Below are 17,976 nucleotides of genomic sequence, written 5' to 3' on the forward strand. Positions count from 1 at the left end.
TTGCTCCAGCCCTCGGCAGCGGTTTATCCGCAGCGATCCGAGGAGCATAAATGCTTGATAGTCGGCTGTATCCAAGCACCGATGGCGCATCCAAGAACACGACTCCTGTTGATCCCAACGAAGACGCGGCGAACTATTGCTGCAGTCCCTGCATGTCAATCACTCAGGTTTCGGCTTACGGCTGGCTGGTACGTCGCGAGCCTCGCGTCGGCAAATTTGATGGACTCCTCGGCTGCGTAGAGCAACGAAACGAGAGTTTCGAAGTGATGGAAATCGGCGGCGGTTTTCACTGGAACACCTTCACAGCACTTCGCGCGCTTGGCATCGCGACAAAATCCGGATCCACCCGGCTGGTGANAGCGCATGACCGTGATCACTCTTGTGCGAGATCCGTTGAATGATTCCGATCACCCGCCGGCGTTGCCTCACTCTGCCACGCGCGGCAGCGAACTGAGGTTCTCAGCCGACCTAAATGAAGTCATCGCCATTTGGGTCGCGGAGATCGCCGCGCACGATTCGAGACGATCCTCTTACGCTTTCGTTTGGCCCCAGCGAATTCTCCGTATGAGTCATCATTTTCGCGGCCATCCTGATCGCGGCCGAGGTCGCGGTCGTCGACATGGGCGACGATAGCTAGAGTTTTGGTGCAGAGCGCGCCTGTGAGTACGTCGCATTCGTCACCGTCGGCTACCTCATCAGCTGGGGCCTGGCGAAGTCAGGAACGCGCGGTCACGGAAGCAGCGACGACCGAAAGCAACGGCGACCACTGAGCGATCCCGGTGGAGGTCGTAAGGTGCCGGCCGACACGGTGAGCCCTGTGCCGACAGCCGAAGATGGTCGTGCCTTCAGCCGTCCCACCGATCACATTCTGATCACCGCCTACCTCAACCCGCAGGAAGTGGATATGTCCGGATTTCTAGAGTTTGCATCACCTGTGGGGGAGCCTTCGACGATGCGTACGGGCACTACCTCTCCGACCTCGTCGGGTTTGCCTCCAACATCGAAAGCTAGTCAGATCATTTACGAGAAAGGCACCACCATGCATGAAGCCTTGGTGATCATCCCCACCTACAACGAAAAAGACAGCCTCAAGTCGATCATTGGCGAGTAGCCCCTGTTGGTACCCGTAGTCCGCGTAGTGATGAGATTTAGTGTCCACGATGTCTCGAGATAACACACCGGGTCGCCAGAACAGCGCTACCCGATGAGGCGACGCGCCACTGACGACGTGGTGCAAGAGTCATTCATCACCGCCTGGACGAAGCTGGCCTCTGTGCACGATCCCGACCATATTAAGAATTGGTTGATGCGAGTCGTGCGCAATAAGAGCATCGACCGGTTACGTGCGCGCTGAGCACTGATCCCGCTCGACGACCCCAACATACCGGCGCCCATTAACTGCTGTCCTGCCGAAGTCGTGGAGACACTCCTTAAAAGCGAGGCACTGTCTCTTGCCATAGCGGCCTTGCCTGCCAATCAGCGACGCGCGTGGCTGATGCGGGAGTTCTCTGCCTCCAGCTATGTCGTCATCGCCGCCAAACTCGCGGTGCCGGTTTCGACGGTGCGGGGCCAACTAGCGCGGGCCCGCCACAACGTGGCCAAAGAAATGAATGCCTGGCGCTGAGCACCGGACCGCTCAGGGGCCGACCCTTACTCACACGGGGTGTGAGCGCCGGCGCGAGGCCTGTCGCTTACCCGTCAACTTTCCTGAAGTCCCGCCCAGCTGCGCTAACCAGTGCCCTGACATCGGGGAACATGCCCGCCGGAGGAGCTGTGTAGGGCAACGGCTCGCCTGGCTTGTTCTGATCTTCGGAGTCTGCGAATGGCCCATCAGCGCTCATCAGAATCGGCATGTGGTGGTCCAGGTGGTCGCGCCACCAAGTGCTTGACCCGGTGGCCCCATCGAGCCGCAAATGTTCCCAGGAACGCCACAGCGCCTCGAGGCGGGCGATGGCTTCGGGTGACCTCCACCACTCTGCTGCCCAGCGCCGCGAGGCACGGTTCGACGGGCCCACCACGCGCCGGTAGGTCTGGCTCAGCTGGTCTCGCACGAACTCGTCGACGGACCCGAAAACCAGGGTGGGCGCCGGGGCTTCTTCCCCGGACTTGTCGTCGGAGACGGCGTCGAGGTCGTCGTCCAGGTCGTCGTATCCGTTAGACACCAGTGCGCCCCTCATCCTTGATCGCTGTGCTGGCACTCAGCCATGGATGAGCCGGCTCGGCTGGCGCGGGCAGTGTCTGGCCGCTCGGGTCGTGTGCGGCAATCGAGGCCCGCACGGCATCGGCTTGCTCACCGTCCATCCACGGGACGGTAGCCACCAGAGTGGCCGGGGCGCCGGACGCAAACACCACGGCGCGGCCGCGAGGCAGCGACGTGAGCTCCGACACCTCGAAGGTGTGCTCTCGGCGGGCTTGGAGGGACGTTGAGCGCTGTCCCTTGCCGAACGATACGGATGCCGTTCTGAGGGTGAAGTCACCGATGAGCTGGGAGAGCTCACCGAGGAATTCGGCCTCCGCGACACCGCCGCCGTAGACCTTCACGTTGGATGCCGACCAGAGCTTGCGCATTCCCTCGCGGCCCCAGACCTCGACGCCCTGTGACCAGGACTGCAGGATCGTCATGAGTACGATCCCGCGGGAGCCGTAGTGCGAGTACAGATCCGGCAGGTTGCGCCACCGGCACACGTTCGCGGCCTCATCGAGGACACCGAGCATGGGGACGGCCAGGCGACCGCCTGGCTGCGTCGTCGCTAGCTCCTCAGCGGCCTCGACCGTGATCGCGGTCAACGCTGTCACGAGGGGGCCGGCGCTGCCCTGTCCTTCTTTGGAGAGGCTGTAGAGGGTGTCTTGGCTTCGCACGAACGCGTCGGGGTCAAACTGCGGCCGACGATCGCCCTCGGCGTTGCCGCCGATCGGCGTCACCCAGCGGGCAATGCCGTTGATCTTCAAGCAGTCGACCATTTGGGCAGCGGTGCCGTAGACGCTGTCGCGTCGTTTCGGCTCACCATTGACTTCGCCGGCCACGGCGTCGGCCATGCCGACATAGCCGTGGTCTTCGAGGATCCGCACCGGTTCCTGATCGCCCGGTTTGGTGGTCCAGGTGAAGACCTGCGTGATCGGCTTCTGGCCCAGTGCTGCCGCGAGGAGGAAACCGGCGAGAAGGTTCTCGCCGGCCCGGTTGAAGTAGGAGGAGTTTTCGCTGCCGCCGCCGCTCATTGTCGACGACGAGAAGTGGGTGGCCATCTTCGCGGCGCGAACATCGTCCGTGACGTAGGACAGCGGGTTCCACCACCAACGTGGCTCTTCCCGGGCAATGCCTTGCGGGTCGAACGCCCACACCTGTGACCCGTTGGCCGATCGCACGTCCCGAGTCGCGTCGAGTACGTCGCGCTTGTTTGACGTGGTGAGCACCGCGCCAGGTGCGCTCAGAATCGCTGGGATCGCGCGACTGGTCGACTTGCCCGTACGAGGACCCCAGATGTCCACGTGCATGTCCTCAGGAGAGCCGTAGAGCCATTGACGCCCGGCGACGGTGACTCCGATAGGGATACCCAACCAGTTGGTCACGCCGAGTCGCTGCGCTGTGGCGCGTGCGCCTTTGGTCGTGAGGGCCGAGAGGTCTTTGCCGCGGCCCATGTAACGGGCTGCGCTGTCGACACGGCTGCGCTTGGACCGGCGCCGGTCGACCATGACGGCCACGATGATCACCAATGCCAGCACGAGAACGGCTGCGGTCACGGCGACCCACGTCGCGGCCATCGGCCACGTGTACGTGCCCTTCATGGTGCCGAAGATGACCTCGAAAGGATCTGACGGAAGATCGGGGTTCACCGCGTCGATCTTTGACCCGAGGGCCATCGCGCCCCACATGCCGCCGCCGAGCACGACGATGACGCCGATGAATACCCAGATAAGGACGCCGTCGCTACCTCCGGCGTTTTGTTTGCGCCGATCTGTCGTCTGGCTCACACCGACACCTCGCGATCAACGACGCCCGTCCGGGATACCTCGTGCCAGAGCTTGTTGGTGTCGTTGATGTGCTTTTCTGCTTCCGTCAGTTCGACCGAGAGGGGGATGCCAGGACGGCCGCCGACCTTAATGAGGAACTTGCCGCGCCCAGGCGGGTCGGCTTCTGTTCCGCTCACCGGATCCCACGCGGGAGGATCCTGCCAGCCTTGAAGCATGTCCTGCTCAGCGCCGGACATGTTGATCGCACTGTTGAGCAAGGGCATTTCGGAGGCTGGTAGGCCGCCGCAAATGACCATGCCGGAACGCTCGACGAAGCCCTTGGCTTTCATCCGGTCTTCCTCGTTGCTCAGCGACATGAGGTCGCTCATGGTGTGCGAAATCATGGCCATGCCGACGCCTCGCTGTCTGTTCAGGCGGGTCAGGGCATCGACTCGGTCGACCATGCCACGGCCGGCGCGGAGTGCCCGCCATAGCTCGTCGAGGATGACGAAGTAGTGCCGCCGTGGTTCCAGCTCGGCGTCGGCGAGAGCGGTGGCCACGTTGACCGTTCCAAAACCCGCCGACCAGCACGCCAGTAGCACTGCGGCCTGCAAGTCCATTTCCGAGTCGTCAATGCTGGACACGTCATAGACCACCGGGCGGTCACGCTGCATCCGGACTGTGGTCTGCTGGGAGAAAAGCTCTCCCAGCCGACCGCCGGAGACGAGGCCGATGAGTGACGCTTCCAGGTTCTCTGTAATCTCCTGATACCGCTTGAGGTCACCGCGATCGAGGGCTACGGAACGAAGCTCGGCGGGAGCGGCTTGGATCAACTCGAGAAGGTCTTTCAGGACTGGAATTCCTTCGTGCGTTGCGTCCAGGAGTTTCAGCGCAGCGTCAATGATTGTCTCCTCACGGTCAGTCGGCGGCTCGCGGCGCATGATCGTCAGCAGAGCTGACACCATCGTGAGTCGACGCCCGTGGGCGTCTTGAAGCACCTGGGTCGCAAGGCGTTCATTGCGCGTGATGTTGTCGGCGTGAATCGGAAGCGAGCCCACGAGCTTGGCACTCCGCTCCCGAATGACCTGAGCTGCGATGACGTCATCAGGTACAGCCACGTTGCGGAGCTGCGTCAGCTCCGCTTCCTCTTCCTTGATCGCTGCGCGTTCAAGGTCAGCGGCCGCTCGGAGCAGCCCTGCAGCCTCGCCCGCTTCTCCGGGATCGAGAATGTTCAGATACCCGCGGCCGCGGCCGAGGGTGATGACCTGCCCCTTCATCTCTCGAATGAGATCCACGTAGTCGGGCTTCAAATCGCCAAGCACCAGGGGCTGCACCCCGTAGCCGGCTAGGCCGGTCGCCATCCGGCGGATGATCGTCGACTTCCCCAGACCGGGCTTGCCGAGAACGAACGCCGAGGGGTTCGATATGAGGTTCGCGCGCTGAAACCATGAGATTGGGTCGCAGCAAACGGTCCCGCGATTGATCAAGTGCCGCCCCAGCGGAACACCGATCATCGGGGCACCCGTGCCGACTCCATACGGCCACAGCCCGCAAACTTGCACGGTTGTGCCGCGCCACTCCGGGGCGACCGAGATCACCATCGTTTCGCCGCCGCCGCGACCCATCCAGCCACGAGGCGGAGGCCGCCGAGGAATCACCTTCGCGGGGATTGCAGCTGCCGCCTTGGCCGCTGCCCGATCAATCGCCAAGGGCGACTTAGCGAGCTTCTTGAACCAGCTAGCCATCAGAAATTCCCCCGCAATTCGGCGGGCAGTTTCAGGTGTTTGGGTAGGACCAGACCGAGCGGCAATGCCGCCGCGAACGCGGAATCCTGGCCGCCCGTGACGACTCGCAATCGCAGTCGGGCAGTCGCAGAGAGGTTGTCCATCGCGGCGCGTGCGTCCGCGAGGCGGTCGACATCCATCACCGTCGCGGTAGCGAGCATTCCGAAGTTCACCAGCCCAGCCCCGGACGCTTCTTCCTGAGCCGTAGCCAAGGCCGCACGCGTCCCGACGACCGCACGGGCCGAAGGACGATCGCTCGACGTCTCGTTGAAGCTTGCAGCTCGCACGTCCGCCTGCACGATCGCAGCGGCCCGGCCCGCATCGATCGGGCGGTACAACAACGTGACGCGCTTCCGGGCAATATCACGATGAGGCGCGAGGAATCGCGTCAAGATGTTGGCCTGCACGATGCCGCGCGGAGCTTCCGTCATCTGCCAAGTAACCGACAGGGCACTGTCGTGCCGGTACGAGTCCCAGTTGGCCTGATGGCCGGACGGCCCCACATCGGGCCACCGCAGGCCGGTGCTCTCGCCGGCCGCATGCGCGTCGTCGATAAGCGTCGCCACTTCGGGATCGTACGCAATGCGGATCACCTCGCACAGCTCCTGCGCCGACAAGGGCCTCGCGGCCCCAGCGCCCGTCGCGGAAAGGCCCTGTGTGATCCCGGGGAGGCGCGATGCAAGCTCGCGCGCCATTTCGTCAGCGTCACGACGCCGGCCGTTGGCACGGGCCGCCGCGCTGAACGTCACTGAAACGTATGCGCGCACCGCCGCTGAACCAGACGGGTACGTGGCTACAACCTCGTTGAGCATGGCGCGAGCGAATGCGGGTGCATCAGGGTCGAGATTGCTCGCAACCTCACCGCGCAGCCGAGTACCCGTATCGGGTGCAGTCTCGATCGTCACCGCAGCGGCGACGATACCTGCCTCGTCCCCGAGGTTCGCGAGCCAGTGTCCCCAGTCCGCGACCCAGCCGTCGACCTGTTCCTGGTCGACGAGCGCTGCACCGTCAGGTTCCGTCCCAATCACCACCGTGTAGTCACCCGAGGAAGGGACGTGCAGCAGCGCGAAGGGCCGCTGATAGGAGTCAAGATGTTCACTCAGCTGAGACTGGGCGGCAAGTCCGGGAAGCTGGTTCGTTCCCCACTTGGTGCGTCCCAGCGGGCCCGAACGATAGACGTTCGCTCCCGACGTCCGAGCGCGCATGAAGTTCAATCGGTTGGTGGCACGGACGATAACGCTCTGACCATGCTTGTCCTTGATCGCCACCGTCGATAGGAAGACGGCCATCGCGAGGAAAACGCCGATCGCGTGCATCAAGTCCGACACCATCACGGTCATGATCGTTGCGATCAGGCCAAAGAGCAGCACTCCCGTGCTGATCGAGCCGAGGCCAAGCAGGCCCGGCGACGTTGGCTGTCGCCAGTTTCCGTATGTGCGGATATTTGAGTTAGACACTGTGTTTCCTTAGCTTCCCGTTGGGCCGCCACCAGCGGCATCCTCAGTTGCACCCTTGACCGCCGATGCGGCCTTCTGTCCTGCCTCGCCCGCTTTCTGCGCGGCGACCAAACCAATCCCTACTGGTCCGCCAGCAGCAGCGGCTCCGCCACCTGCTGCGGCACCGCCAGCCGATGAAGCTCCGCCACCTGCAGCGGCCTTACCGCCTGAGGCAGCTGCCGCGCTGGATGCGGGTGTCGTCGAAGCGGTTTTCTTCGCGCCAGTTGCACTGCTCGAAGAGTCGCTGCCACCGCCACCACCCATACCGCCGCCGGAGTTGGCTTTCTTGATTGCACCCGATGCCACTCCGGCAAGAGCGCCGCCCGCGGCTGCGGCGAGGGCGACTCCAGAGCCGCCGCCTCCGCCTCCGACTTGGGACACCATGGGAGCCACGAACCGCATCAGGGCGGGGAGAGCGACAAGCGCCATTATCATCAGCGCAAGCCCGGTGAGGATCTTGACTAAGCCGGTGCCGTCGTCCTCAAAAATGTTGCTGGATGTGAGTTTGAACGCGGCCGCGTAAACGATTGCCGCCGCGGGCTTGTAGAGAATGAACGCGATGAGCCATCCCACGCACTTCTTGAACCAGGCACGCCCGGTTTCTGTGTTCGTGAAGCTCGCCGAAATGGGGAAGATGCCCGCGAGAAGAACGAGCATGCCGCCGCGGATCACCATGAGCGCGATCTGGACGTAGCTGCAGAGAATGGTGATGGTGCCGACGATCAGAAGGCCAATAAGCCCAATCGGACTCTGCGCGGTAACCGCGAGCATCAATGTGATGTTGGTCCGGAAATCGAGATCGTTCGCAGCGCCCAGGATCCATACGGCGAACCCGTCAGCCGCGGCAACGGCAAGCCCTATAGCTGTCAGGCCGGCTGACGACACGACTATGAGCGTGAGTAAGGCTTGCAGCAGGTCTTTGCCAGGCTGCATGCGCTGTGTCCACGCCATTCGAAGGCCGGCGATTATGACCGAAAGCACAGCGAAGCCGGCGACGTACCACCAGAGCGAATCCTGGATGAAGCCCACAGCATCGCCCGCTCCCGGAGCACCAAAACTTGGGATGACCGCGGCAACGATGGCACCGGACGCCGAGATAAGAATGACGGCTCCGAGGATGGTCCCGACGCGCCCCAGGTGGGCACCTGCTTCACCCCGCCGATGGTTCAACGCCAGCAACCCGCCCGCGGCAATCAGCGACATGATGCAGATCGCCAGGGCAATCCACACCACCCAGCCGAGAATCGTGGTGAAGCCCTCAGAGCCGGGCGCACCCGCGGCTGATTCATTGATTTGGGCTGTGCCGTCGCCCGTCAGGTTGGGAGTGGGAAGCGCCACCCAGAGAGAGCCCAGGGCAACGACGGAATTGCCAACACCATCTATGACGTTGTCGACGAGCTGCTTCAGCGCATCCTGAGCTGCACCAGCGGCCACGGCGCCGACGCCCGATTTGACTAGGCAAGCCGCGTCGCCGATTGAGCACATTAAGCGCCCGCCCAGGGGGTGTAGCCCCCTAGATTCTCGAGCCCGGCGGGTGCAATTGGCATTGTTCCGTCATCTAGCAGAACAACCTTCCAATCGCCCTCCACCCAGAGCAGCTTGACTGGTCCGCTTGCGAGCTGCCCGTCACTGAAGTTGAGCACTAGGTCAACGGTTGCGTTTTGGGAGTCGTACGAGGTGATGGTGAATCCCGCGATTTGGGCGCGGACACCGGACGGTTTGTTGTTCCCTCCCGCGAGTGACTTTTTCGCCGCTTCGCGGCCGGCTCCCGGCGCTATTAGGGAAGTCTGCTTCTCGTACATCGTGGCGTCTGTGCCGAGTGCAACGTAGTTGGCAGCGGCGAATAGCGCACCTGTTGCGGTGTGCGCGTAGCAGCTGCGGAACCCAGATGAGTCGGTGACGCCTGGGCCCGCTCCCTTAGGGTCAGTGGGTGCGGCGGAGGTTCCGACGAGGACCCAGGTCGTTTCGGGTGCTGTGTTCAGCGACGAAGTAGCTTCGTAACCCTTCAACCCGCATGCACTCGGGTCGCTGTCGACGGGCGTCGCGGGCGTCGCGGAGGTCGACGAGCTGGGTGACGTTGTTGGTGCTGCGTCGTTCTTGCCTCCGACGAGATTGCTGATGAGGACGAAGACCGCGCAGATTGCGATGACTCCGACCACTACCAGGGCAAGCACAAACCGTCGGCTGCGGAACGGATTTTGTTCTGACTGATCGGACATGAGTCCCCTTCTAATTCCTGTGGCGGGTCGGTCTTAGCTGATGAAGAAACCGACGAGTGACGCTGCGGAGGAGATGACGATGACACCGGCCATTGCCGTGCCCAGAGAGCCGAGTGCTGCGCCCCCCTCGCCACGACGACTTTCGATGGCGAGCTTCGCGCCGATGATCATGACGCCGATGATGGCGACACCCAGTGCGACCCACTTGACCCAGCCCATAACCTGCTGGAACTGTTCAGCTCCAGGAGGGGTGCCGTCAGTCGGCGTGGGGATGTCCTGTACGAACGAGGCGACGGTGGACAGCGCCTCGTGCGCGATGAGCAGTGATGACATGGTGGTTCCTTCTGGTTATGTGGTCGGTGCGATCAGGGCGGTGACCGATGTGGCCAGCGCTCGGACTTCTTTGGGGGAAGAGTCGAGGGTGACTGGCTCTCCGAGCCGCCAAGCCTCGACCCACGGGATTTGCCAGACCTGCGGGACTCCGCCCGAGACGACCTGCGCCAAGTCGCGCAGGGTCTTAGGAAGCTTGCCGCGTGAGTCGGCGATGATGACGAGGCCCAGCAGTCGGACTGTGGGGAGCGATCCAGAGGCCCATTCCGTCGCTGCTCGTTGTGCAGCCTCAAGGCCGTTCGCGTTTGATCGAGCGACCAGGATGACATTCGGCCGCGACCCACCAGTGGCGATCGGCCAGGCGTGCCCGGCCGACCGTGAGCCGGGGACCGCGACGGACAGAGTGCTCTCACCGGCACCTCCGTGAACGCCAAGCCACCACACGTTCGCGGGGCGATTGACGTTGCGGCGCGGGAGCCTGTGACCGATATCGGGTTCGGGGACGCCGGGCTGGGGTGTCGTGGGCCGGAGATAATTTCGGGACTCTGCAACGGCCGGGATGAGGGCCTCTTCGCAGTCGATCGGTCGTGCGAGCCAGGGGTGTTGGGCGTCCGACACAGGTTCTCCTTCGTTTCGCAGCTTCAAGTCTGCCCTTTCCCCCCGACATGCCACGCCATAATTAGTCGTACGCACCCGACCAACACTGCAGATAGGAAGCGATGTTATGACCCCTATAGTAGCTTGTAAATATCCGTACAGTTCTATACGTATACTTACGCATTATGAATGCTCATATGAAGCGTATTGGAGCATTTGACGTGTCTGCACTCGATGACATGTTCGCGGACCTGCCAGCGACACTCTCGCCGGAGCAAGCGGCTGAACTGTTCGGCGTGACCGTCATCACGATCCGAAACCTGATCACCAAAGAAAGCGACGATCCCCTGCCGGCCATCAAGATCGGCAAAGTTTGGGTCATCCTCCGCGATGACTTCAAGGCATGGGTCCGTCGTCGAAGCAACAACATCACCGACTAACCCAGAAGTGAAAGGCCGACCATGGCTCAGCACGAATCAGACCAGCCCACCGTCTATGCGACTGTGCGGGCCGATTCGACCGGCGTGCTCGACGTCGACGGCGTGAAACACGACGTCACCGGAACAGACGATGCCAATGTTCGTAGCCAGATCCTCAATCAAGTGACCGGTCGCGCCCGCATCCACGGGCGTCCTGTGCTCCTCGTCACGGACGACGAACTGGGCCAAGGCAGACTGCACGTCCACCCAAACGGAAAAGTCGAGGCAGTGGGCGAGTTCGTCTATAGCGACCACGGCACCACCCCCGCCCAAACCGTGACCGAACCTGCCCCAGCCTCCGCACAGCCGCCCCGCCTGCCTCTGACGCCCAGTCGAGTCGCGGTGGAGCCCATTGTTACCAGTGAACGTCGCACTGCACGAGCATCGTTTCTCGTTCAGGAGACTCCCCAGGAACCCGCTTCCACAGGCTGGCGTGGCCTATTGAGCCGTGCCGGTATCCACGTCGCCCCCTCCGCCGAAGAGATGGCCGAGCGCGCGGACGTGCACCTGGTCAGCCAGCATTGGGCAGGGCCGCGAACTATCTCCATGGCCAACGGCAAGGGTGGGGCGAACAAGACTCCAACAACCGCGCTTCTCGCGGGCGTTTTCGCCCGCTACGGCGGATCAGGGGTCCTCGCGTGGGACAACAACGAGACGCGCGGGACGCTCGGCTGGCGCACGGAACAAGGTGGCCACGATTCCACCGTGCAGGACCTGCTGCCACAGACCGAGCGCCTGTTGTCACCGGGAGCCCAGTCGTCAGACCTGGCGCACTACGTGCACCACCAGACCGGAGACAAGTACGACGTGCTCCGATCGAACCCCATCGCCCTATCGGCGGATCAGAAGATCACCCGAGCGGAGTTCACGTCGCTGCACCGGGTTGCCAGCAAGTACTTCCGTCTCGTTTTCGTTGACTCCGGCAACGACGAATCCGCGCAGCGCTGGCAACAGATGATCGACCAGACCCATCAGCTCGTCATCGCCACCACCGCGCTCGGAGAGCACGCCGAGGCCGGCGCCCTGTTGCTTGAAGCCCTCGCGCAGCGCGACGAGCGTTCTGCGCAGCTCGCAGCCAACGCGGTTGTTATTGTCTCCCAGTCCGAGAAAACAGGCAACGGAGCGCAGGCAATCGCAGACGGCTTCACAGGGCTCGCTCGGCGCGCTGTCACCATTCCCTACGACGACGCACTGCACAGCGGAAAGATCCGCTACGACGCTCTCAACCGAGCAACACAGCGGGCCTGGCTCGCAGCAGCAGCAGCCGTCGCGGAGGGTCTGTGAGGGCCGTAGCCGCCCTCCTTGCCGCCACGGTAACCATTGCTGGGCTCTCCGCGTGCTCAGCACAGAACGCTGTCACACCGGCACCCACCGCCGCATCGACCTCGAGCGCGGCTCCAACCGCGTCGGCACCGACAGACGGCCTGGACGATGGCCTCGACATTGCTACGGCCACCCCAGCTGATGAAGCGAGCACCGCGGCCGCGGTGACTGTCGCAGAGAAGCTGATGACCGCGTTCGCTCGCCCCGACGTTGACGAAACGACGTGGATCAACGGCCTCTACCCCTACCTAACCCAGTCGGGAGGTGCTGCCTATGCCAACACCAATCCCGCCAAAGTGCCCGTGAGCGAAATCACGGGGGCGGGATCGGCCGTCGACGGGGCGAGCGAATACGCGCTCCTCGTCACGGTCCCCACGAATATCGGGCCGTATGTCGTCTCCCTCACCCGGCAAGCTCCTACGGACCCGTGGTTGGCGGACCGAATCACACCCCCCGCGAGGTAGCTCAGCATGTCGCAAAATGCTTCTCCTGCAATCGCGTTTCTGCTGGTACCGGTCTTGGTCGTCGCTGGGTTCTTCGGCTTCATTCTTCTGCTCACCGGGAGCCAAAGCGGCAACGCCGCGGCCGTGTGCGGCACCGGCACCGGCACCGCCTCGACGGTTGACGTTTCACAGGTGCCTCAAGGACCCATCGCCGGCTACAACCAAGCGCAGCTCCTGGTCGCCGCAGGCATCATGAACGCCGCCCAGCAGCTCGGCCTCAGCGCGCGAGCGCAGCAGCTCGGCGTCATGACGGCCATGGGCGAATCGAGCCTGCAATCGCTGACCTACGGCGATAACGCCATCAACCCAGACGGCTCCATAGCCGACTCCATCGGTCCCTTCCAGCAGCAGAGCAGCTGGGGAACAACCGAGGAACGTCTTGACCCGTTCACGTCGGCCACAACGTTCTTTCAGCGGCTCCCCAACGTCGAGAACTGGGAAACGATCGACCCCACACTCGCGGCCCATGCCGTCCAGCGCAACGCGGACCCGTACTTCTACACCACGTACTGGGACGGAGCCGGACAGGTCACCGCGGCGCTCAATGGCGACACCACTGGCACCAACACGACTACCGCAGCGAATCCCGCTCCAGGCTGCTTCGACGGCCCCATAGGCCTCCCGCTCGCACAGCCCTTCAACATGAGCGACAACTTCGGCCCCCGCGTCTCGCCCGTTGCCGGCGCCAGCTCCCACCACCCTGCCGACGACCTCACAGGGGCCTGCGGGGCCCCGGTCTACGCAATCCAGCCCGGCACGGTAGTGGTCTCCGATCGACTCACGCTCTCTGTCAAAAGCCCAGAGGGCTACACAGTCTCCTACCTTCACAGCTACGCAACTGATCGACTCGTAAGCAAGGGTGACCAGGTCACCACTGGACAGACGATCACCCTCATCGGCAACGAAGCGCCCAGCACCGGCTGCCACCTCGATATCCGGGTGAACGCCACAGGAACCACAAACGCGGAGCTTGCGGGACTCGCAAACGACCCGCTCGCCCCCGGCTGGATCGACCCCGAAACCTTCTACGCCTTCTTCGGTCAGACCCTGTGTGACGAAACATGTTCGAGGGACTACTCCGAATGACTTACACGTCCCTGCCTACCCCCCCCCGGATCACGGCCACGAAGTGCGTTTGGATCCCGACACACCGCCCAGAATGAACTGGTTCCTGGAACCTTACGCCAAGATAAATCCATGGCCGGAAACAAAATCCCCAGTGGAGGACGCCCGAGTAAGGGCGACCGCGACGCGTTCAAAGTTCGCCCCGCTCGACTTGTTGGCGACCGAGTGCGCGAATTGGCTGACGCAGCTGACATGCCCTATGGGGAGTACATCTCGGCCGTTCTAGCACGCGAGGTCGGACTTCCGGATCTAGCGCCCAAATCTAACCGTGCTGACGATGAGGAGCTGCCTATCTCCACCGTCGCATAAACGAAAAGACCCGCCGCTTTCGCGACGGGCCTTAGAAGTTTCGTAGCTCAAACCCTCTTAGCTTGCCGGCGTGAGGTTCGAGCTAATCCAGTGAAGATCCGGTTGTACCGGGCCTTCGCCGTACCACCAGCCGAAGGAAGGTGATGGCCTCATAGTACTTCATAGCTACGTTTGCGATGGCAAACCGAGCCAGAATACTTCCGGCGTGTCGTCCAAAAGGTGGACAGCGTGGGACTTGACGCGCCGAATGAGTCCGCGCGACCAGGTCCGTGTGATGAAGCGCGACGCCTACGGGCGGGTGGACGAGAACAGTTACCCCCTGATCCACAGGGTCGGACCTACTGAACCCACAACGCCGTGGGCGATGAACCTGGCCGATGAGACCGGCTTGTTCCGGGTTCTCTGCTTTGACTTTGACGGTAAGGACAAGCACGGTGTCGATGCCGAGCTGATGGAGGAAGCCGTCGACGAGTGCGACGTCCTCTCCCGCACACTGGATGCTCTCGCGATTGAGCACGTCGTGTGCCAGTCCTCTGGGACGGGCGGCCGCCACATCTGGCTCGCCCTCCAGGGCGGCGCCCCGAAACTCGCCGTCGCCCCCGTGGCCAGTGCTGCCCGGGCGAACTTCCGCCGCCTGGACCACGGCATGCTCCTCAACGCTGTCACCGGTGCCGCGCGGCCGCCGCTGTCCCCCCACCGGGACGGCAGCCAGTCCACGGTCCTCCGTGGCAACCTGAACAGCTTGATCACCCCGTCGACCACGACCGCCGACCTCGCCGCCCTGGCCGCGGTGCTCGAGGCGCGGAAACCGTCCCTCCGCGCGGACGACAGCGCACCGTCGGGCCCCGTCACCGCGCGTCACCAGGCGCACCGGCGCCTCAGCACGGCCGGCACCGCCCACATGGCCACCATCGACGGGGGCAGCAACCCGAGCTGGACCGGGTTCATGTGCCTGCTCGCGGCAGCGAACGCCGGCTGGCAGCTCGTCGACGTCGAGCACGCCATCAAGACCGCCCCGGGTTTGGAGCACTTCCGGACGAAGAACACCGGCCGCGGCGACCGCCGCCCCCGCAGCAAGACCGAGGCCCGGGCCCGGCTTAGCCGGCAGTGGGACAAAGCCCAGCAGTACGCCGCCCTCCAGCGCCCGCTGCCCGCGGTGCGGGAGCCGCAGGACCTGTCGGAGCTGGACGCCATCGTGACCGACGTCGAAGCCCTCCTCACCCGCTTCCGGGTCAGCCCCGGCCGGTGGGGCCGCACCGAAGCGTCCTCGAACCAGCAGACCATTCTCCGAGCACTGGCCTACCTCACCCTGCAGACCGGCAAGCGCACCGTCGCCGCCGCCATCCGCGACCTCGGCCCCATGGGGGGCCTCGGCCGCACCACCGCAGCCGACGCCCTCACCGCCCTCGCCGAGGCCGGGTACGTCGAACGGGTCAGTGCGTCTGACGACGGCAACGCAGCCGAATGGCGCCTAGCCTCCACGTTATCCACAGGTCCCAGTACAGTCCGGTCACAACCATTTAATAACCCCCGCCCCCCGCAGGAAATCTCGTCGTCTCCAGGTCGCTCTGCAGCTGAGCTCTTTAACACCCGGACGCATCTCGTCGCCCTGCTCGAGGAACAACTCACCGACCAACGCCACGACCTCTTCACCCGCCGCGGCCTGGGACACCTCGCCGGCAAGCTCTACGCTCTACTGCGCCAGCACCCGTCCGTCACCATCGACACTGCAGCTCTCCTCCTCGGCGTTACTGCCCGGCACACCGCCACGATCCTCAGTCGTCTGCGTGGTCACAAGCTCCTGGTCGGTCACCGTGACGGTTGGGCGAGGTCGAAGCAAGATCTCCGGAACCAGGCAGCCCTGCAGCTCGGCGTTTTGGGAACCCTGGTTGCTCGAGCGGAGCGGTATCGGATCGAGCGGGAGGTGTGGGCGTGGTGGCAAGCCGAGCTGACCACCATGATGTCCACGCCCCGGTCCCGGCCGCGGCGCCCGCATGTGTCGAGCCGGCCCTTGTTTGAGGCGAGCACACCAGGGGAACGGGTGTGGCCGCGGTATCCGCGGGCCAGCACGAATCTGGCCGATCACCGCTCTGCGCTCGAGCTGGTCAGTGCGGGTCTGCTCAACCCTGAGAATCGTTGGCAGTACGTGGGCGAGGCGGCATAGCCGGCAGCGTCGTGCTCGTGCTCGTCCCGCGCCTTGGTCCTGGTCAAGTTCTTGACCCCTCTTTTAGGGGGAAAATTACGCATAGTCTGGGCTTTTTCACCAAGCGTGTTGGTTGCGTGGCGCTAGGCTTCCCGCATGGAGTTCTTATTCGGGGGGATAGTCATCGGCGCTATCGGCGCTGGTATCTACGCATTTATCGTTTTTACTGGGTTGCTTCTCGGGTTCCCCATGGAGAGGAAGGGTGCCCAAGCGAAGCGTGACGTAATCGCGAAGCAGATGCGACAGAATTCGATAGAGGTTGAAGCTGCACGGAACGTCGCGATTAAGGCAGCCGAGAAGCGCATGGGGGTATGAGGCCCCAAATGCGGTCGTCCCAGAAGAAGATGACCCGTCCTTCGACGAATCTCCCTATTTGGGTCACATTGGTTCTGATCATTCTCAGTATGGGGACGTTCCTATCGGCGGTCGCGTTTGTCCCCGAATGGTGGGTTGACCGAACGCCGGAGTTGACCAATTCGGACAGAATTGCCGCCGTCGCGGGGGTTCGGCAGTCCGTCGTCTTTCTCGGTGGAGGAGTATTGGCTCTCATCGGAATTTTCTACACGCATCAGCGGCACATGATCGAGACGGCGACGAATAAGCTCCAACAGGACTCCAACTACACGGACAGGTATACGGCCGCGGTAGGTCAGCTGGGTTCCGACAAACTCACGATCCGGCTCGGCGGTGTCTACGCGCTGGAGCGCGTCGCAAGGGATTCTGAGGGTGACCGTGAAACTGTGGAAGACGTCTTGGCTGCCTTTATACGGGCAGATGCACCACGAGCAGCAGGTGAAATCGCCCACATCGAGAGCAGCGGTGAACTGGATGATTTCGTTGCCCCGTTGGACGTCGCCGCCGCATTAACGGTGCTCACCCGCCGAGCCATGGAGCCGGCTATCTACCGGTCGTCCATCGACCTCACCGGTGCAAATATCGGGCCAATGCAGTTTCCGAACGGGGCGTCGTTGCCGCACGTGATTCTGTCGGGGGCGTATCTCCCCGGTGCGCGCCTGCGCACAGCGGTCCTTGCGTTCGCAATGATGGACGAAGTCACTGCGACCGACGTAGACCTGCGAGAGGCTCACCTCGTGGATATCAATTTCAACAGCGCACACCTGAGTTGGGCAGATTTCAGCCGGGCGAATCTGACAGGTGCTTTTTTCGGTAGCGCTGACCTGGCCAACGCGCGATTCTCTGACTCGATTCTCGTCAACGCCAATCTGGAATGGGCGAACCTTAGACAGGCAGACTTACATGGCGCTGACCTTGAAGGGGCTGGCTTCATGCGGTCAGACTTGACCGAAACAAACCTATTCGGTACCCGGAATTGGGAGGGCGCTGAGTTCGAGAAAGCGAAGAAATGGTCCCTAGCCACAGAATGGCCGGTCGGGTTCACTCCATCCGCTGTTTCGAAGGGCCAGGGCGAGGGCTGACAGTCTGTGTAACCCCAAGGTAGACGCTATCAGGCAGGGGAAAGGGAAACCCTCGCCCCTGCCCAACGCACTATCACTCAGCGATTAGCCGAGGATTATCACCAACTGGCGACATACCCTCTGCGTCAAGCTGCTTGTGAGTCACTTCACAAGCAGTAGGAGGCAAGGGAATGTCGATCAGCCCGGGGTTCAACGCGGCGGAGATCCGCGAGTTCGTCCATGAG

General features: G+C 63.2%; 18 protein-coding genes. 10 read left to right on the forward strand and 8 right to left on the reverse strand.

The window, feature by feature from the left end; genetic code table 11:
* The first annotated feature begins 793 nt into the window (after positions 1-793).
* The 3 genes from E3O67_RS10300 (at position 794) to E3O67_RS10310 (ending at position 1,624) form a co-directional block, all read left to right on the forward strand.
* Complete coding sequence (locus E3O67_RS10300) at positions 794-1,111, forward strand: hypothetical protein (protein ID WP_135102645.1); 318 nt, start codon at positions 794-796, stop codon at positions 1,109-1,111.
* A 93-nt stretch (positions 1,112-1,204) separates the two neighbouring features.
* Entirely contained in the window at positions 1,205-1,354 is a 150-nt protein-coding gene (locus E3O67_RS17840) for an RNA polymerase sigma factor (protein WP_135102646.1), read from the forward strand.
* A gap of 63 nt (positions 1,355-1,417) precedes the next feature.
* A complete protein-coding gene (locus E3O67_RS10310; RefSeq protein WP_167726581.1) occupies positions 1,418-1,624 on the forward strand; it encodes a sigma factor-like helix-turn-helix DNA-binding protein in 207 nt (68 codons plus the stop codon).
* Between the two features lie 67 nt (positions 1,625-1,691).
* On the opposite strand, the gene E3O67_RS10315 is transcribed toward E3O67_RS10310, so the two are convergent.
* The 8 genes from E3O67_RS10315 to E3O67_RS10355 are packed head-to-tail and all read right to left on the reverse strand — an operon-like array spanning position 1,692 to position 10,395.
* Positions 1,692-2,162 (reverse strand): DUF4913 domain-containing protein, encoded by a 471-nt coding sequence (locus E3O67_RS10315; protein WP_241982107.1) that lies wholly within the window; start codon positions 2,160-2,162, stop codon positions 1,692-1,694.
* Complete coding sequence (locus E3O67_RS10320) at positions 2,155-3,969, reverse strand: type IV secretory system conjugative DNA transfer family protein (RefSeq protein ID WP_241982109.1); 1,815 nt, start codon at positions 3,967-3,969, stop codon at positions 2,155-2,157. Before E3O67_RS10320 ends, E3O67_RS10315 begins: the two co-directional genes overlap by 8 nt.
* Complete coding sequence (locus E3O67_RS17210) at positions 3,966-5,693, reverse strand: ATP/GTP-binding protein (RefSeq protein ID WP_370260417.1); 1,728 nt, start codon at positions 5,691-5,693, stop codon at positions 3,966-3,968. Before E3O67_RS17210 ends, E3O67_RS10320 begins: the two co-directional genes overlap by 4 nt.
* The gene (locus tag E3O67_RS10335; RefSeq protein WP_174776819.1) at positions 5,693-7,189 is read right to left on the reverse strand and encodes an SCO6880 family protein; all 1,497 of its coding nucleotides are present in this window, start codon (positions 7,187-7,189) and stop codon (positions 5,693-5,695) included. The genes E3O67_RS17210 and E3O67_RS10335 overlap by 1 nt, the downstream gene beginning before the upstream one ends.
* Positions 7,190-7,198: 9 nt before the next feature.
* Positions 7,199-8,662 (reverse strand): hypothetical protein, encoded by a 1,464-nt coding sequence (locus E3O67_RS10340; RefSeq protein WP_241982111.1) that lies wholly within the window; start codon positions 8,660-8,662, stop codon positions 7,199-7,201.
* 50 nt (positions 8,663-8,712) lie between these two features.
* On the reverse strand, positions 8,713-9,447 hold the full coding sequence (locus E3O67_RS10345; RefSeq protein WP_135102650.1) for a hypothetical protein: 735 nt from the start codon (positions 9,445-9,447) through the stop codon (positions 8,713-8,715).
* A gap of 33 nt (positions 9,448-9,480) precedes the next feature.
* Positions 9,481-9,780 (reverse strand): hypothetical protein, encoded by a 300-nt coding sequence (locus E3O67_RS10350; RefSeq protein WP_135102651.1) that lies wholly within the window; start codon positions 9,778-9,780, stop codon positions 9,481-9,483.
* Positions 9,781-9,795: 15 nt separating this feature from the next.
* Positions 9,796-10,395, reverse strand: a complete 600-nt coding sequence (locus E3O67_RS10355; RefSeq protein WP_135102652.1) for a DUF6668 family protein — start codon at positions 10,393-10,395, stop codon at positions 9,796-9,798.
* Between the two features lie 176 nt (positions 10,396-10,571).
* Here E3O67_RS10355 and E3O67_RS10360 point away from each other — a divergent pair, with 176 nt between their 5' ends.
* From E3O67_RS10360 to E3O67_RS10390, 7 genes are all read left to right on the forward strand, one after another.
* Positions 10,572-10,814: a helix-turn-helix domain-containing protein gene (locus tag E3O67_RS10360; RefSeq protein ID WP_196904528.1), complete on the forward strand. Its 243-nt coding sequence runs from the start codon at positions 10,572-10,574 to the stop codon at positions 10,812-10,814.
* Between the two features lie 21 nt (positions 10,815-10,835).
* Positions 10,836-12,137: an ATPase gene (locus E3O67_RS10365; protein ID WP_135102653.1), complete on the forward strand. Its 1,302-nt coding sequence runs from the start codon at positions 10,836-10,838 to the stop codon at positions 12,135-12,137.
* Positions 12,138-12,361: 224 nt separating this feature from the next.
* On the forward strand, positions 12,362-12,640 hold the full coding sequence (locus E3O67_RS10370; protein ID WP_135102654.1) for a hypothetical protein: 279 nt from the start codon (positions 12,362-12,364) through the stop codon (positions 12,638-12,640).
* Between the two features lie 6 nt (positions 12,641-12,646).
* Positions 12,647-13,765 (forward strand): M23 family metallopeptidase, encoded by a 1,119-nt coding sequence (locus tag E3O67_RS10375; protein WP_135102655.1) that lies wholly within the window; start codon positions 12,647-12,649, stop codon positions 13,763-13,765.
* A gap of 595 nt (positions 13,766-14,360) precedes the next feature.
* Complete coding sequence (locus tag E3O67_RS10380) at positions 14,361-16,277, forward strand: hypothetical protein (protein WP_241982113.1); 1,917 nt, start codon at positions 14,361-14,363, stop codon at positions 16,275-16,277.
* A 135-nt stretch (positions 16,278-16,412) separates the two neighbouring features.
* The gene (locus tag E3O67_RS10385) at positions 16,413-16,631 is read left to right on the forward strand and encodes a hypothetical protein (protein WP_135102657.1); all 219 of its coding nucleotides are present in this window, start codon (positions 16,413-16,415) and stop codon (positions 16,629-16,631) included.
* A 29-nt stretch (positions 16,632-16,660) separates the two neighbouring features.
* A complete protein-coding gene (locus E3O67_RS10390) occupies positions 16,661-17,752 on the forward strand; it encodes a pentapeptide repeat-containing protein (RefSeq protein WP_167726583.1) in 1,092 nt (363 codons plus the stop codon).
* Positions 17,753-17,976 lie beyond the last annotated feature (224 nt).

Origin of the sequence: Cryobacterium sp. TMT3-29-2 (assembly GCF_004564305.1) — a bacterium.
In the GTDB taxonomy this organism is placed as follows: Bacteria; Actinomycetota; Actinomycetes; order Actinomycetales; family Microbacteriaceae; genus Cryobacterium; species Cryobacterium sinapicolor.

Bases quoted from the DNA above. Each gene is read 5' to 3' on its own strand.
- E3O67_RS17840 (WP_135102646.1), top strand. From the start codon at position 1,205: ATGAGGCGACGCGCCACTGACGACGTGGTGCAAGAGTCATTCATCACC.
- E3O67_RS17210 (WP_370260417.1), bottom strand. From the start codon at position 5,693: ATGGCTAGCTGGTTCAAGAAGCTCGCTAAGTCGCCCTTGGCGATTGAT.
- E3O67_RS10345 (WP_135102650.1), bottom strand. From the start codon at position 9,447: ATGTCCGATCAGTCAGAACAAAATCCGTTCCGCAGCCGACGGTTTGTG.
- E3O67_RS10350 (WP_135102651.1), bottom strand. From the start codon at position 9,780: ATGTCATCACTGCTCATCGCGCACGAGGCGCTGTCCACCGTCGCCTCG.
- E3O67_RS10360 (WP_196904528.1), top strand. From the start codon at position 10,572: ATGAAGCGTATTGGAGCATTTGACGTGTCTGCACTCGATGACATGTTC.
- E3O67_RS10365 (WP_135102653.1), top strand. From the start codon at position 10,836: ATGGCTCAGCACGAATCAGACCAGCCCACCGTCTATGCGACTGTGCGG.
- E3O67_RS10370 (WP_135102654.1), top strand. From the start codon at position 12,362: ATGACCGCGTTCGCTCGCCCCGACGTTGACGAAACGACGTGGATCAAC.
- E3O67_RS10375 (WP_135102655.1), top strand. From the start codon at position 12,647: ATGTCGCAAAATGCTTCTCCTGCAATCGCGTTTCTGCTGGTACCGGTC.
- E3O67_RS10380 (WP_241982113.1), top strand. From the start codon at position 14,361: ATGAGTCCGCGCGACCAGGTCCGTGTGATGAAGCGCGACGCCTACGGG.
- E3O67_RS10385 (WP_135102657.1), top strand. From the start codon at position 16,413: ATGGAGTTCTTATTCGGGGGGATAGTCATCGGCGCTATCGGCGCTGGT.
- E3O67_RS10390 (WP_167726583.1), top strand. From the start codon at position 16,661: ATGACCCGTCCTTCGACGAATCTCCCTATTTGGGTCACATTGGTTCTG.